Source organism: Sphingopyxis sp. 2PD, assembly GCF_005503695.1.
Taxonomy (GTDB): Bacteria; Pseudomonadota; Alphaproteobacteria; order Sphingomonadales; family Sphingomonadaceae; genus Sphingopyxis.
In genome coordinates this window covers 64,620-79,942 of sequence record NZ_SCMU01000001.1, presented here as the reverse complement: position 1 = coordinate 79,942, position 15,323 = coordinate 64,620, and the positions used below count along the sequence as shown (strand labels likewise).

11 protein-coding genes are annotated in these 15,323 nt (G+C 63.9%); 8 read left to right on the top strand and 3 right to left on the bottom strand.

Annotation, left to right across the window (positions count from 1 at the left end):
* Window positions 1-180: 180 nt before the first annotated feature.
* The 3 genes from FFS18_RS00285 to FFS18_RS00275 all read right to left on the bottom strand — a co-directional run bounded on the left by FFS18_RS00285 (window position 181) and on the right by FFS18_RS00275 (window position 3,807).
* Window positions 181-1,317 (bottom strand): sensor domain-containing diguanylate cyclase, encoded by a 1,137-nt coding sequence (locus tag FFS18_RS00285; protein WP_137869279.1) that lies wholly within the window; start codon window positions 1,315-1,317, stop codon window positions 181-183.
* Window positions 1,318-1,466: 149 nt separating this feature from the next.
* Window positions 1,467-3,131, bottom strand: a complete 1,665-nt coding sequence (locus FFS18_RS00280; RefSeq protein WP_249340232.1) for an N-acyl-D-amino-acid deacylase family protein — start codon at window positions 3,129-3,131, stop codon at window positions 1,467-1,469.
* 52 nt (window positions 3,132-3,183) lie between these two features.
* Entirely contained in the window at window positions 3,184-3,807 is a 624-nt protein-coding gene (locus tag FFS18_RS00275; protein WP_137869277.1) for a helix-turn-helix domain-containing protein, read from the bottom strand.
* Between the two features lie 141 nt (window positions 3,808-3,948).
* Here FFS18_RS00275 and FFS18_RS00270 point away from each other — a divergent pair, with 141 nt between their 5' ends.
* From FFS18_RS00270 to FFS18_RS00235, 8 genes are all read left to right on the top strand, one after another.
* Window positions 3,949-5,928: a serine hydrolase domain-containing protein gene (locus tag FFS18_RS00270; protein ID WP_137869276.1), complete on the top strand. Its 1,980-nt coding sequence runs from the start codon at window positions 3,949-3,951 to the stop codon at window positions 5,926-5,928.
* The gene (locus tag FFS18_RS00265; RefSeq protein WP_137869275.1) at window positions 5,928-6,932 is read left to right on the top strand and encodes a dipeptide epimerase; all 1,005 of its coding nucleotides are present in this window, start codon (window positions 5,928-5,930) and stop codon (window positions 6,930-6,932) included. Before FFS18_RS00270 ends, FFS18_RS00265 begins: the two co-directional genes overlap by 1 nt.
* An 88-nt stretch (window positions 6,933-7,020) precedes the next feature.
* A complete protein-coding gene (locus FFS18_RS00260) occupies window positions 7,021-8,163 on the top strand; it encodes a dipeptidase (RefSeq protein WP_137869274.1) in 1,143 nt (380 codons plus the stop codon).
* A 4-nt stretch (window positions 8,164-8,167) separates the two neighbouring features.
* Complete coding sequence (locus tag FFS18_RS00255; protein ID WP_137869273.1) at window positions 8,168-10,354, top strand: TonB-dependent receptor; 2,187 nt, start codon at window positions 8,168-8,170, stop codon at window positions 10,352-10,354.
* Window positions 10,355-10,374: 20 nt separating this feature from the next.
* On the top strand, window positions 10,375-11,415 hold the full coding sequence (locus FFS18_RS00250; RefSeq protein WP_137869272.1) for an N-acetyltransferase DgcN family protein: 1,041 nt from the start codon (window positions 10,375-10,377) through the stop codon (window positions 11,413-11,415).
* Complete coding sequence (locus tag FFS18_RS00245) at window positions 11,412-12,548, top strand: YkvI family membrane protein (RefSeq protein ID WP_137869271.1); 1,137 nt, start codon at window positions 11,412-11,414, stop codon at window positions 12,546-12,548. Before FFS18_RS00250 ends, FFS18_RS00245 begins: the two co-directional genes overlap by 4 nt.
* Window positions 12,545-14,122 (top strand): serine hydrolase, encoded by a 1,578-nt coding sequence (locus FFS18_RS00240; protein WP_137869270.1) that lies wholly within the window; start codon window positions 12,545-12,547, stop codon window positions 14,120-14,122. The genes FFS18_RS00245 and FFS18_RS00240 overlap by 4 nt, the downstream gene beginning before the upstream one ends.
* Window positions 14,119-15,300 (top strand): dipeptidase, encoded by a 1,182-nt coding sequence (locus FFS18_RS00235; RefSeq protein ID WP_137869269.1) that lies wholly within the window; start codon window positions 14,119-14,121, stop codon window positions 15,298-15,300. Before FFS18_RS00240 ends, FFS18_RS00235 begins: the two co-directional genes overlap by 4 nt.
* Window positions 15,301-15,323: the final 23 nt, after the last annotated feature.

Below are 15,323 nucleotides of genomic sequence, written 5' to 3'. Positions count from 1 at the left end.
TTAGATTGGACTTGTTCAGATGTTCGGTGCGTGCCCGGGGGTGGTCTGCCGACATCGGAACAGGCGGTGGTGGCGGTCGTTGCCCGCCGGTCGCGCCGCCATGCACGGAAATCGCCGCGGATCGTCGCGCTCTGGTGCGCGATGATCCGCGGCGTCCCGCCCCCTTGCGGGAAGCCCGGTTCAGTTGGGTTCGGCGAGTTCGATGCGGTTGCGACCGCCCGCTTTCGCTCTGTACAGGGCGTCGTCGGCGGCCTTGAGCGCGCCGCGCGTTTCGCCATAACCAAAGACGTCGGCAACCCCGCCCGAGAAGGTGATCTGCCCGAACGGCTCGTCGGTCTTGCGGTTGATCAGGCGGCGTTCGGCCAGACCTTCGCGCGCCTCGTCGAGTCGCTGCGCCGCCTGGGTCGGGGTCAGGCCGCGGAACAGCATGACAAATTCCTCACCGCCGTGACGGGCAACGTGACAGCGATCGTCGGAAATGCGCGCCAGCGTGTCGGCGATGGCCTTGATGACGCGATCACCGGCTTCATGGCCATGAAGATCGTTGACCTTCTTGAACTCGTCGATGTCGCAAAAGGCGACGCTAAGCGGTTCGCAAGCGGCGCGGGCTTCCTTGTAATGGCGTTCGAGCAGGATTTCGAACGCGCGGCGGTTGGGCAGGCCGGTCAGGAAATCGAGCTCGGCGTCGCGCTTGGCGCGCTCGAGGCTGCGGCGGAGCGCCTTGGCCTCATCCTCGCTCTTGCGCATATCGTCCTCGGCCTTGCGCGTACGCTCCAGCATGACCTTCGCAAGATCGGCGAGGCTCGAGACGATGCGGCCGGTTTTCTGGAGCTGTTCCAGGTCGTCGACATGCTGTTCGAGTTCGGTGCCATAATCGCTGGTCACGCTCCGCGCTTCCTTGGCGTGGGCATGAAAGGATTCGAGATTGGTTTCGAGCCGCGTCATCAGGCGGTCGAGATCGGCGTGGTCGGCGGGGGCGCTATTCTGTTCGCTGAGCTCGTTGAGCCATTGCTGCGTGATCCCCTCCGGCGATTGCGACCGCGCGGTAATTTGCCGGGCGAGCGGCGGGTTCATCCCCGAAAAGGCGCCATGCGCGAGCAACAGGTTCGCGGGCGACACGTCGAGGTCGTTGTCGACCAGAAAGGCCATGATCGTGCCGATCAGCTGATGCCGCGCCAACTGCGCAAGGTCGCGCGTGCCGCCACCGTCCGGGGGCGCCGGGCGTCCTGCCGCGGGATTGATTCGCCCCTGGCGAAGTCCCAGCCAATCCAGAAGCCGTCCTACCGGCTCGTTCGATGGGGTTGCTTTGGTGGTCATGCGAGAATTAACGGGCTCGCATCGACGCTTTTAAGCCGATTTTTGGAAGGAATTTGCGCTTTCGCGCCGGATCGATGGACTAGTTCATGCAAACCAGCGTCAAAACAGCAGCTTAGTTATACGCATTTTTTGGCGCCGCCAGTGCGGGGTCATCGGCATCGGTTCCAGCCCGCCCCGCGCACCGCGCGCCCGGGCGTCGCGCCGCTATGTTCGCCATTGCGCAGCACGGCCACGCCGTTGACGAACACGTCGCGCACGCCGACCGAATATTGGTGTGGATCCTCGAAGGTCGAGCGATCGGCGACCTTGGCCGGATCAAAGACGACGACGTCGGCATAATAGCCGGGCTTCAGCGCGCCGCGCTCCTTGATCCCCAGATTGGTCGCGGGCAGGGTGGTGAGGCGGTACACCGCCTGCTCGAGCGAGATCAGCTTTTCGTCGCGCACATAACGGCCGAGCAGGCGCGCGAAATTGCCATAGGTGCGCGGATGCGCGCCCGATTTCAGGAAATCGCCCTCGGCCGCCTGCGATGCACCGTCGGACCCGAAGCTCATCCATGGGAGCTGGATCTGTTTGCGGACATTGTCCTCGGACATCAGGAAATAGACGGTGCCCACGCGTGAGCCGTCCTCGACCACCAAGTCCATTGCGGTTTCCTCGGGCGACTTGCCGCGCATCACCGCGACCTCCGCCAGCGTTTTGCCGGTCAGCGGTTTGAGCTTCTCATTCTTGAAGCCCGAGAGGATCATCTTGTCGGCGCCCGCGCCCAAGTAGAGATTCTCCCAGTCGCTGCCGGGCTGCTGCATTTCGGCGGCAACGCGCGCGCGGGTGGCAGGATCTTTCAGCCGTTCGATCCACGCTTCCAGCCCGCCCGCCTGCACCCAGGTTGGCATTGCAGCGTCGAGCCCGGTCGCGCCCGCGGTATAGGTGTACATGTCGGTGGTGATCCGCTGGCCGGCGGCGCGGGCGGCCTCGATCTTGGCGACGACGGAATCGAGTTTGCCCCAATTGCTGCGCCCCGCCATCTTGAGGTGATAGATTTCGGCGGGGGCACCCGAGCGGCGTGAAATTTCGATCAGCTCGTCGACGGCTTCCTCCAAGCGGTCGCCTTCGGAGCGCATGTGGCTGATGTACATGCCGCCGCATTTCGCGGCCTCGCTGGTCAGCGCGACCAGCTCGTCGGTTTCGGCGTAGGAGCCGGGGGCGTAGATCAGCGAGCTGCCGACCCCCATCGCGCCTTCGTTCATCGCCTGCCGCACTAACGCGCGCATCTTGTCGAGCTGCTCGGGGGTCGGGTCGACGTCGCCTTCGCCCAATTCATGGACGCGCACCGTCGCCGCGCCGACGAAACTTGCGACATTGGTCGAAACGCCGCGCTTTTCCAGATAGCTCAGGTAATCGCCAAGACTGGTCCATTCGATCGGGAATTTGAGGTCGCCCTGGCGCTCGGTTTCTTGCCGTTTCATCGCCGGGCTCAGCGGCCCCATCGACCAGCCTTCGCCCATCACCTCCAGCGTGACACCCTGCCGGATGTCGCTCTGGCTTTTGGGATCGACGATCAGCGATTCGGTCGCCCAGCTGAGCATGTTGATGAACCCCGGCGCGACCGCCATGCCTTTGGCCTCGACCTCGCTTTTCGCCGTTCCGGTCACTTTACCGACGGCGACGATGCGGTCGTCCTTGATCGCGACATCGCCGACAACCGGCGACTGGCCCGACCCGTCGTAGAGCGTGCCGCCGCGAACGATCAGGTCATAGGCAGGCGCCTGCGCGCCAACCGACGCCGACAGCAGCATCGAACTGCCGAGTAGCAAGACGGAAGGGACGAAGCGCCGCGAAGAGGCCATCAATTTTCTCCGAATGGGATCAGCCGTGCAGGCTCATCAGCGAATCCATCAGTCCGTCGTCGGCGCTCGAACAGACGCCGAGCACCAGCGCCTCGTCGAACCCGTCGGCGACGACATAAGCGTGGCCCATCGACGAATCGAGGTAGATGCCTTCGCCGGTCTTGAGCGCGACGGGATCGTAAAATTCGGTGTGAATCTCGATCGCGCCTTCCAGGACATAGATGAACTCCTCACCCTGGTGGCGGACCAGCTCGCCAAACTCGCTCGCGCTGTGCGCGCGGATGCGGGTGATGATCGGGATCATCCGTTTCTGGCGCAGGTCGGTGCAGAGGTAATGATAATCGTAATTGTCGGTGGTGACGCGCACCGCTTGATCGATCGTCCCGACGCTGCGGCGGCCGGTGACGCGCGGAGTGGTGTCGCCCTCATCCTCGGCGAACAGGTCCGACATGCGGATGCTGAGTCGCTGGCTGAGCTGCTGGAGCTTGTCGTAACTGAGCGTCAGCCGGTCATGTTCGACCTTTGACAGCGTCGAGACCGGGATCCCCGATTTCGCGCTCATCTCCTTGAGTGTCCAGCCGTTTCGCGAGCGAATGCTCTTCATCACGGTGCCGAGTGTGGGTGGGGCCGCACGCGCCGCCATCAAAATTTCCATTCCATGTTTGACAATTTTCTAATCAGGATCATTATGTCCCTATTGGGTTAACAGTTGTTGACCCTTGGTAAGGCGTCGCGCCGCTTGCTGCAAGGTCAGACAGGGCGGGCCAGACAAAAGGGGAAAGTGATGCGTTTCATCCGCAAGGCGATGATCGGATTGGCGGCGCTCGCCGCGCTGCCGCTGGCGGCGCAGGGGCCGCTGCCCGCACCGACGGCGAAGAAAGTCGAAACAGCCGCCGTGGTCAGTCCTGCCACGCCGAAGGCGCCGGTTACGCTCGATGCAGCGGACCTGGAAGCGTGGATGGACGGCTATCTGCCCTATGCGCTTGAACGCGCGCGCATCCCCGGCGCGGTGGTCGTCGTCGTGCGCGGTAACCAGGTCGTGCTGCAAAAAGGCTATGGCTTTGCCGATGTTGCCAAGCGCGCGCCGGTGCTCCCCGAAACGACGATGTTCCGCCCCGGATCGGTGTCGAAACTGCTGACCTGGACCGCGGTGATGCAACAGGTCGAGGCGGGCAAGATCGACCTCGACAAGGATGTGAACGCCTATCTCGATTTCAAGATCCCGCCCTTTGAGGGCAAGCCGGTCACGATGCGCAACATCATGACCCATACCCCGGGGTTCGAAGAGTCGGTGCGTCACCTGATCAGCAGCGATCCCAAGGCGGTGATGACGTTGAAGCAGCAGATGCCGCTGGCGCTGCCCGAGCGGGTATTTGCCCCCGGAACCACCCCTGCTTATTCCAATTACGCAACTGCGCTGGCGGGCTATATCGTCGAGCGGGTGAGCGGCGAGCCATTCGATAACTATATCGAAAATCACATCTTCAAGCCGCTAGGGATGAATCATTCGACGTTCCGGCAGCCGCTGCCCGCGCGCCTCGCGCCGCATATGGCCAAGGGCTATCCCGACATCACGCAAAAGGCGAAGCCGTTCGAGATCGTCATCCCCGGACCCGCAGGCAGCCTGTCGGCGAGTGGCGCCGATATGGCCAAATTCATGATCGCGCATCTCAATGACGGCGCCGGTCTGCTGAAGCCCGAGACCGCGAAGCAAATGCATGATTTCAAGGCGCCTGGTGTCGGCCCGCTCAACAGCATGGCGCTTGGTTTCTATGAACAATGGGTCAACGGTCGGCGCGCGATCGCGCATGGCGGCGATACGGTCTGGTTCCACTCCTATCTGTGGCTGTTCCCCGAAGATGACATCGGCGTCTATGTGTCGATGAACAGCGCCGGGAAGCAGGGCGATGCGGGCGCGATACGCAGCGCGTTGTTCCACAAATTCGCCGATCGCTATCTGCCCGGCGAGGACAAGGCGGGGCAGGTCGATGCCAAGACCGCGAGCGAGCACGCGCAGATGATGGTCGGCAATTATGTCAGCAGCCGCGGATCCTTCACCAACTTCATGAGCCTGCTCGGGCTGCTCGGGCAGGCCACCATCTCTTTGACCGAAGACGGCAAGATCACCTTCCCCGCGCTCGACGGCCTCGGCGCCGGTGCGCGCGACTGGGTCGAGGTTGAACCGTTCGTGTGGCGCGACCGCGGCACTGGCGAACGCCTTGCCGCCGAAGTGAAGGACGGCCGAGTGGTACGCTTCAGCGTCGATGCCGGATCGCCGTTCATGGTGTTCGAACCCGCTCCGGCGGGCGTCAATGCCGCCTGGCTGACCCCGGCACTGATCGCGGCGCTTGGCATTGTCCTGCTCGCGGCGCTGGCGTGGCCGGTGCGGGCGCTGGTGCGGCGCAGCTTCAAGGCCGTTTTTGCGCTCGAAGGGAAATCGCGCCGCGCCTACCGCTTGTCGCGCATCTTTGCGTGGCTGGTGCTGGCGGCGCTGGCAGGTTGGCTCGGACTGATCGCCGCTTTCTCAGCCGATATCGGTAGCCTCGGCGGTCCGCTCGACTGGCTGATCCATCTGCTGCGTATCCTGACCCCGGTGGCCTCGTTCGGCCTGCTGGCAACCGCGGGCTGGCACCTGTGGCTGACGATCAAAGACAAGCGCCGCTGGACGATGAAGCTTGGCGCGGTGCTGCTGCTGCTCGCGGCGCTGGTGCTGGTGTGGGTGACACTCGCCTTCAACCTCTATGGCTTTGACATGGTGTATTGATGGCGACGCAAATGACGCAGGAACTGACGCTCGACCTTCGGGTCGAGCGGTTTCCCTACCACCAGCCGTTCCGCATTTCGGGGCATGTCTTCACCGAAACCGCGCTGCTCGTCGCCGAGCTGTCCGACGGCACGCATGTCGGGCGCGGCGAGGGGGCGGGGGTCTATTATCTGGGCGACGACATCGACCATATGCTGGCCGAAGCGACGCGGGTGCGCGGCGTGATCGAGCGCGGCGCGACGCGCGCCGATTTGCAGCAGCTGCTGCCGCCGGGCGGCGCGCGCAACGCGCTCGACTGTGCCTATTGGGATCTGGAGGCGAAGCAGGCGGGGCGCCCGGTGTGGGAACTGGCCGGACTGAAGCCGCCGCGCGCGCTACCCTCGACATTGACGATTGGCGCCGACAGCGCGGGCAATATGGCGAAAGCGGCGCTGGCGATCGATCCGGAGGCGCCGATCAAGGTCAAGCTGACCGGCGACCTCAGTGACGACATCGCCCGGATTGTCGCGATCCGCACCGCGCGCCCGCATGCGTGGATCGGGGTCGATGCGAACCAGGGCTATGACATTGCCACGCTGGCCGAGCTGCTGCCGGTGCTGGTCCAGACCCGCGTCGCGCAGCTCGAACAGCCGCTCAAGCGCGGGCACGAGGCCGATCTCGACGGACTGAAACGGCCTTTGCCCTTTGTCGCCGACGAAAGCGCGGTGACGCTCGCCGATACCGCGACGCTGGTGGGGCGCTTCGATGTCGTCAATATCAAGCTCGATAAATGTGGCGGGCTGACCGAGGGGCTGGCGATCGCGCGGCAGTCGCGCAAGCTGGGGCTCGACGTGATGGTCGGCAACATGATGGGCACCAGCCTGTCGATGGCCCCGTCGTTCGTACTCGGCCAGCTGTGTGACATCGTCGACCTCGACGGCCCAACCTTTCTGGCGCGCGATCGGACGCCCGGTGTCGAATATCGCGGCGGGATGATCCATTGTCCGGCAGAAATTTGGGGATAGATGACAATTTCATGTCCTAAATGGGTTGACAATTTTCTGATTAGGACAATAGTCGTCATATTGAAATTTAGTTGAGAGGGAGGCTGGAATGACGGGGTCATTCGCAGTAACGCGCCGCGCGGTCATCGCCGGCGCGGTCGGCGCCGCCTTGTCTGCGCCGATGGTGAACAGGGGGAGCTATGCGTTCGCTGCCGCACCGGGCCGTGTTTACACGCGCCGCGCGGTCGACCTCGTCGCGCGGTCGCTTGTCATCGACATGCTGGCGCCGCTCAAGATCACTTTGGCCGAGGATTATGTCGCGCACCGGCTGACCGATGCCGAAGCCGCAGAGTTTCGCGCCAGCGGCATCACCGGCTTTCACAATGCCTATGGCCTCGGCGGCCCGGACGCGAAGCAACAGGCGCTGACCTTTCTGGCGGGGTGGCAGGGTTTCGCGGGGCGTAACAGCCATGTGTTCACGCTGGTCGATGGCGTCGCCGATCTCGATCGTGCGAAGGCCGACAAGAAATGCGCCGTCATCATGGGCATCCAGAATGCCGAGCATTTTGAAAAGATCGAGGATGTCGCGCTTTTCCGCCGCCTTGGCCTGCGCTGCGCGCAGCTGACCTATAACAGCCAAAATCTGATCGGTTCGGGCAGTACCGAACGGATCGACGGGGGGATCAGCGACTATGGCGCCGCGATTATCGCCGAAATGGAAAAGCAGCGCCTGCTGGTCGACGTGTCGCATTGCGGCGACAAGACGACCCTCGACGCGATCGAGATTGCCAAGGGACCGATCGCAATCACCCACAGCAACGCGCGCGCGCTGGTCGATCATCCGCGCGTCAAGACCGACGCGGCGATCAAGGCGCTGGCGGCCAAGGGCGGGGTGATGGGCATCACCGGGGTGCGGATGTTCGTCCGCACCGCCGACCCGACCAACGTCGGGCATATGGCCGACCATATCGACCATGTCGCCAAACTGGTCGGGATCGACCATGTCGGCATCGGATCGGACGCCGATCTGCACGGCTATGACGACATGAAGCCGGACGAATATGCGCTGCTCAAGGGCGCGTACAAGGGCAGCTACGCGTTTCGCGACAAGATCGACATCGACGGTTTCGATCATCCTCTGAAGGTCTTTGACCTGACTGAGGAGCTGATCCGCCGCGGCTATTCAAACGACAACATCACCGCCGTGTTGGGGGGCAATTTCCGCCGCCTGCTGGCGCAAGTCTGGGGGTAAGACAATGAACAAAGGACTTTATTTCGCTACAAGCATTGCCGCAATGATCGCCGCGATGCCTGCGCAGGCGCAGGAACCGGGCGCGCTCGAGGCGGCGGGCGAAATCGTCGTGACCGCGCAAAAGCGCGTCCAGAATGTCCAGGACGTGCCGATTGCGATCGCCGTCGTGAACGGTGAGGAGCTTCAGCAACAGGGCTCGGCGTCGCTGGTCGATTATGCCGGTTACGTCCCCGGCATGAATGTCAGCAACAGCGGCACGCCCGGCCAGACGACGATCACGCTGCGCGGCGTTGCGCCGCTGAACTCGAGCCAGACCGTCGGCATCTATCTGGATGACGCACCGGTGGGATCGAGCGCGATCTACAACCGCGCCGGGGCATTCACGATCGACCTGATGCCCTATGATCTCGAACGGATCGAGGTACTGAAAGGGCCGCAGGGTACGCTTTATGGCGCCAGCTCGATCGGCGGCCTAGTGAAATATGTCACGGTCCAGCCGAACACCAATGCCTTCAGCGTCAAGGCGGGGGTTGAAGGTTTCGCGATCAAGGGTGGCGACGGGCTCGGCTGGGGCGCGCAGGTGATGGTCAATGTGCCGATCGTGCAGGACAAACTGGCGGTGAGCGGCAGCTTCGCCTGGCGCAGCACCCCAGGCTGGGTCGACAGCGTCAACAATGCCGCGCTGAAGGACCAGAATGATTATGAACAGCGCGGCGGCCGCGCGGCGCTGCTGTGGACGCCGACGCCCGAATTCAGCGTGAAGCTGGCCGGGATCTGGCAGTCGCTCGATTCCGAGGGCAACGCCCTCTACGCCGCCGACCTGACCGGACAGCGGTTGGGTGACGGTCGGTCGTTCAACAATTTCGTTCCCGAATCCTTCGACGTCGATCTCGACTATTATTCGGCAACGCTCGACTATGATTTCGGCGCCGCGATCCTGACGTCGGCGACGACGTACAGCAAGACGCAGAGCGCGCAGGTGCAGGATGCGAGCTATGCCTTTGGCGTGCTGTTCCCGCTGCTGACCGGCGGCGCGGTCCCGCCGGGCATCACGCCGTTCTCGCTCGACCTCGGCCTCAAGAAATGGACGCAGGAACTGCGGCTTGCTTCGCCGAGCGGCGGACGGTTCGAATGGCTGATCGGCGGCTTTTTCACCGACGAAACCACCAGCAATGCACAGCTGGTTCGCTCGTTCGACATGGCCGGCAATCCGATCCCCGGGCTCGATCCGCTGGCGATCGTCGGGCTGCCCGCGACATACAAGGAATATGCGATCTTCGGGAACGGCACCTTCAAGCTCAGCGACCAGTTCGAAATCACCGGCGGCCTGCGCTGGGCGCGCAACAAGCAGACGTTCCGCCAGATCAGCTCGGGGGCGATCGTACCCCAAGCCGATGATCCCGGCACATCGGCGGAAAGCGTCTTCACCTATTCGATCAGCCCGCAATTCCACATCAACGATGACGCCATGCTCTATGCGCGCCTCGCGACGGGCTATCGCCCCGGCGGACCGAACGTCATCGTTCCGAACGTCCCCCCGACGGTCGATGCCGACCGCATGAAGAACTATGAAGTCGGGTTGAAGTCCGACTTTGCCGACCGCATGGTTTCGGTCGATGTCGCGCTGTTCCTGATGGACTGGACCGACATCCAGGTCGTGCGTTCGTTCGGCGGCGTGTCGGGCGGTGCGAACGGCGGCAAGGCGCGGAGCAAGGGGATTGAGGGCAGCTTTGCGCTGCGTCCATCCCCCGGCCTGACGATCAGCGCGACCGGCAGCTATACCGACGCGGGGTTGAGCGAGGATGTGCCCGAAATCAGCGGCGTGAAGGGCGACCGCCTGCCCGCGGTACCGAAATTCAGCGGCGCGCTGCGCGCCGATTATGAATTCGAGCTGGGCGGCGGCAACAAGGGCAGCTTTGGTGCCGGCATCCGCCACGCCAGCAACCGGCTGTCGCTGGTCGAAAGCGATCCGCTGGTCGCGACCGCCAAGCCCTATACCTCGGTCGATCTCAACGCCTCGATCACCGTGGGCGATCACTGGACATTGCGTGCCTATGCCCGCAATCTGCTCGACAATCAGGGTGAGATGGCGCGGTCGACCTTTGCCAACGGGCTCAATCAGCCGAGCTTCCTTGGCATTTCGCCGCTTCAGCCGCGGACCGTCGGCATCGCGCTCGACCTGGCCTATTGAGCGGACTGGAGTTGGATACGATGAACGCGCCCACCGGCAGGCTGGAGAGCAGCCTGACCCTGCCGCAGCCCTATCTGCTGTTCCTCGGCGACACGACCGAGGCGGGTTATGCCAAGACCGCCTTCGGGCTGGCTGACTGGGCCGCGGATCGCTGCGTCGGCGAGCTGGCGATCGGCGGCTGCACCGTCACCACCGGCCTGCCGCCGATGTCGCCCGCCGAGGCGCGGGCGGCGGGGGCGCGGTCGCTGGTGATCGGGGTCGCCAACCAGGGCGGGGTGATCGGCGACAGCTGGGTCGCGGTACTGGTCGAGGCGATGGAGGCGGGGCTCGATATCATCAGCGGGCTGCACGTCCGGCTGGCGAGCCTGCCCGCGCTGGCCGAGGCGGCGAAACGCACCGGCCAGCGGCTGATCGATGTGCGCACGCCGCCGCCGTCGATCCCGATCGGCAATGGTCGCAAGCGCAGCGGAAAGCGGTTGCTCACCGTCGGCACTGACTGCGCGCTCGGCAAGAAATATACCGCGCTGGCGCTGCACCGCGCCTTTGTCGAACGCGGCATCGACGCCGATTTTCGCGCGACCGGCCAGACGGGGATCATGATTGCGGGCGGCGGTATGCCGATGGATGCGGTGGTGTCCGATTTCGAGGCAGGCGCTGCGGAGATTCTGAGCCCCGATGCGTCCGCCGACCATTGGGACTTGATCGAAGGGCAGGGGTCGATCTTCAACCCCGCCTATGCCGCGGTGTCCTTGGGCCTGCTCCACGGCAGCCAGCCCGATGTGTTCGTCGTCTGTCACGATCCGACACGCAAGGTGATCCTGGGCATGGAAAGCTTTGCGCTGCCCTCGATCGAAGAGGTCATCGATCTGACAATCCGCCTCGGCAGCCGCACCAACCCGGCGATCCGCTGCGGCGGGGTCAGCCTCAATACATCGAGTTATGACGCCGACGCTGCCGAAGCGCTGATGGCGGCGGAGCGCGAGCGGCTGGGTCTGCCCGTGACCGACCCGATCCGTGGCGGCGCTTCCTTCGATGCGCTTGTCGAAAATATTCTCGCGTGAGTGTGGGCGCGACGGGCGGCAGGGCGAGCTGGTTCCAGCGCTTCCTGCTGCCCGGACTGGCGCTGAAAGCGGTGATTATCGGCGGCGGCTATGCCACCGGGCGCGAACTCGCTGAATATTTCGTCCCGTCCGGGCCGTGGGGCGGGCTGTCGGCGATGCTGCTCGCGACGCTGATCTGGAGCACCGTTGCCGCGGTCACTTTCGCGCTCGCCCGGAAAATGGGCGCCTATGACTATCGAGCGTTTTTTCAGCGGCTTCTGGGACCGGGCTGGGTTGCGTTCGAGCTGGCCTATCTGATCTTCGTGATCCTGATCCTCGCCGTGTTCGGCGCTGCGGCAGGCGCGATCGGCGCGGCGACCTTTGGCTGGCCCGAACTTGCCGGGTCCATCGTGCTGGCGGTCAGCATCGTTGCTTTCACGGCGTTCGGGACCGACACTGTCGAGACACTGTTCAAATATGCCTCGATGCTGATCTATGCCGTTTATGCGCTGTTCCTGATCTTCGCACTGACCAGCTTCGGCGGATTGATCGCAGAAGGGTTCGCTAATGCGCCGCCGCCGTCGGGCAATTGGGTCGCGGGCGGGCTGACCTACGCCAGTTACAATATCGTCGGCGCGGTGATCATCCTGCCGGTGCTGCGCCACCTCACCAGCCAGCGCGATGCGCTGGTCGCGGGGATCATCGCCGGGCCGCTGACCATGCTGCCTGCAACCCTGTTCTTCGTCGCGATGATGGCATTCTACCCGGCGATCGGCGCCGAGACCTTGCCGTCCGATTTCCTGCTGCGCCAGATGGCGGTGCCGGGGTTCCATATCCTGTTCCAGTTGATGATCTTTGCCGCGTTGCTCGAAAGCGGGGTCGGCGCGATCCATGCGATCAACGAGCGCGTTTCCGGGGTGGTCGAGACGCGCGGCCGCCCGCCGCTCGGCACCGGCGCGCGCGCTGCAATCGGCGGCGTCATATTGGTCGGCTGCATGTTCGTCGCGGCGCGCATCGGCCTCGTCGACCTGATCGCCAGCGGCTACCGCTTCCTCGCCTGGCTGTTCCTGATTGTGTTTGTCGCGCCGCTGCTGACCATCGGCGTCTGGCGCCTCTGGCGCCCCGCTCCCGTCCGAATGGAGACCCTGCCATGAAAACCGACCGCCTGCTTGCCCTGTCGTTGATGCTGTCGGTCGCGGCGCCCGCCTGGGCCGAACCGCCCAAGGACATCGTGGAAACGGTCGAAACCTTACGCCAGAAAATCGGCGCCCCCGGCGTATCGATTGCGATCGTCGAGGATGGCAAGACGACGCTGTCGCGCGGTTGGGGCGTCCGCAAGCTCGGAGAACGCGCGCCGGTCGACAAACAAACGCTGTTCCAGACGGGCTCGACCGGCAAGGCAATGACCGCGGCGGCGCTCGCGATCCTGGTCGATGAAGGCAAGATTGCCTGGGACGATCCGGTCATCAAACATATGCCGTGGTTCCGCATGTACGACGCGTGGGTCACACGCGAGATCACGATCCGCGACCTGCTGGTTCACCGCAGCGGGCTGGGGCTGGGGCAGGGCGATTTGATGTTCGTGCCGCGCACCAACCTGACCCGCAAACAGACGGTCGAGCGCGTCGCTTATTTGAAGCCCAAGACCAGTTTCCGTTCGGCTTATGCCTATGACAATATCCTCTATGCGGTGGCGGGCCAACTGATCGAGGAAGTAACCGGCCAGACTTGGGAAAGGTTCATGCGCGACCGCCTGCTGCGCCCCGGCGGGATGCGCGACGGGACGACCGACAGCGAGGATCGTTTCCGCATCGCCAACCGGTCATGGCCGCACGCCCGGCTGTCGGGGCCGCTGCGCGGTCTTGGCCCGCAGCAGGCGCTGAACGAACGCGACGAACTCGGCCGCAACGGCGCGCCCGCTGGCGGACTGGCGCTCAGCGCCGATGACATGGCCGCGTGGCTCAAGATCCAGCTCGCTTATGGCGCGTTACCCAATGGCAAGCGGCTGTTCAGCGAAGCGCAGGCCAAAGAGATGTGGGCACCGGTCACCCCGATGCCGATCACCCCGCTGCCCGACAGCCTGAAACCGGCGCAGCCGAACCAGCAAGCCTATGCCTTGGGCTGGCAAGTGCAGGATTATCGCGGCCACCGTATCATCCAGCACAGCGGCGGGGTGTTCGGGTCGATCACCCGCGTCGTGATGATCCCCGACAAGAATGTCGGCTTTGCGATCATGATGAACAGCGAGGACAGCGGGATGCTCCTCGGCCTCTATTTCGACCTGCTCGACCATTATCTCGACCAACCCGACTATGGCTGGATCGACAAATGGGAGGATTGGTACCAATCGCGGCTCGCGGGCGGGGTCGAATATCTGAAGCAGACGCAAGCCTCGCCAGCGAAGAGCGGTCCCTCGCTTTCGCTGGCGGGCTATGCCGGGCGGTACCGCGATCCGTGGTATGGCGATGTCGTCGTCGGATCCACGGCAAATGGCCTGACGATCGACTTTACTTCGACGCCGCGGATGGCGGGGCGGCTGAAACATTGGCAATATGACAGCTTCGTCACCGATTTCGACGACCCGGCGATCGAGCCTGCTTATGTCACCTTCGTGCTCGATGCCGACGGCAGGATCACCGGGGTGACGATGAAGGCGGTGAGCAAGATTGCCGACTTCAGCTGGGATTATCATGATCTCGACCTGAAACCGGTGGAGGACAAGAAGTGAAGCATCTCGCGATCCTGCTTGCCGCCACCGCGCTATCCGCCTGCTCGACCGGTGAGGAAGCGGTGAAGGCGCCCGAAGCGCCGCTGCACAGCCGGATGCTGGTCCTCGACACCCACCTCGACACCCCGCTGCATTTCGAGCGGCAAGGGTGGAGCTTTGCCGACCGCCACGGTCTGACCGAGGATATGGTCCAGCTCGACATCCCGCGGATGAAGGACGGCAACCTCGATGGCGGCTTTTTCGTTATCTACACCGAACAGGGCGCGCTCGATGCGAAGGGCTATGCCGATGCGCTGGCTTTTGCGCGGGCGCGTTCGGATCTGATCGACGCCACCATCGCCAAGCATAGCGACGCCATCGGTCCGGCGCGCACGGCTGACGACGCGCGAACGCTGAACAAGGCGGGCAAGCTGATCGCCTATAAGGCGATGGAGAACAGCTATCCGCTGGGCGAAGACCTCGCGCTGCTCGCCGAGTTCCACCAAAAGGGCGTCCGCATGGCGGGGCCAGTGCATTCCAGGACCAACCAGTTCGCCGACAGCGCGACGGGCGAGGCGCGCTGGAAGGGGCTCAGCCCGCTGGGCAGGCAGTGGGTGGCAGAGATGAACCGGCTTGGTATTATCATCGACGCGAGCCATGCGTCGGACGCGGCGTTCGACCAGTTGCTGGTGCTGTCGAAATATCCGATCATCCTGTCGCATTCGAGCCTGCGCTCGACCAACGATCATCCACGCAATCTGGACGAGGGGCGTCTGAAAGCATTGGCCGCAAAGGGCGGCGCGATGTGCATTTCGACGATTTTCATGTCGGACATGAACATGACCCCGGCGCGCGGCGAATTGTTCGGGCAATATGAACGCATCGGCAGCCTGTCGCCCGCCGAGCAGGCCGAGCTCAACCGCAAATGGCGCGAACTCGACAAGACCGAGCCACTGTGGGCCGCGGATTTCGAGCAATATATGGCGATGGTGTTGCGCGCGATCGAGGTCGGCGGGGTCGATCATATCTGCTTCGGCGCCGACTGGGACGGCGGCGGCGGGCTGAAGGGGATCGAGGATATTTCGGCGCTACCCAAGGTCACCGAGCGGCTGAAGGCCGCGGGTTATTCGGACGCGGACATCGAAAAAATGTGGAGCGGCAATGTGTTGCGCGTGCTGGCCGCGCAGCAGGCCCGCTGATCGATCGAGCGTAGCGGCATAGC

Coding starts and splice junctions, on each gene's coding strand:
- FFS18_RS00270 (WP_137869276.1), top strand. CDS start 3,949: ATGCGTTTCATCCGCAAGGCGATGATCGGATTGGCGGCGCTCGCCGCG.
- FFS18_RS00285 (WP_137869279.1), bottom strand. CDS start 1,317: ATGACCACCAAAGCAACCCCATCGAACGAGCCGGTAGGACGGCTTCTG.
- FFS18_RS00255 (WP_137869273.1), top strand. CDS start 8,168: ATGAACAAAGGACTTTATTTCGCTACAAGCATTGCCGCAATGATCGCC.
- FFS18_RS00260 (WP_137869274.1), top strand. CDS start 7,021: ATGACGGGGTCATTCGCAGTAACGCGCCGCGCGGTCATCGCCGGCGCG.
- FFS18_RS00275 (WP_137869277.1), bottom strand. CDS start 3,807: ATGGCGGCGCGTGCGGCCCCACCCACACTCGGCACCGTGATGAAGAGC.
- FFS18_RS00265 (WP_137869275.1), top strand. CDS start 5,928: ATGGCGACGCAAATGACGCAGGAACTGACGCTCGACCTTCGGGTCGAG.
- FFS18_RS00240 (WP_137869270.1), top strand. CDS start 12,545: ATGAAAACCGACCGCCTGCTTGCCCTGTCGTTGATGCTGTCGGTCGCG.
- FFS18_RS00250 (WP_137869272.1), top strand. CDS start 10,375: ATGAACGCGCCCACCGGCAGGCTGGAGAGCAGCCTGACCCTGCCGCAG.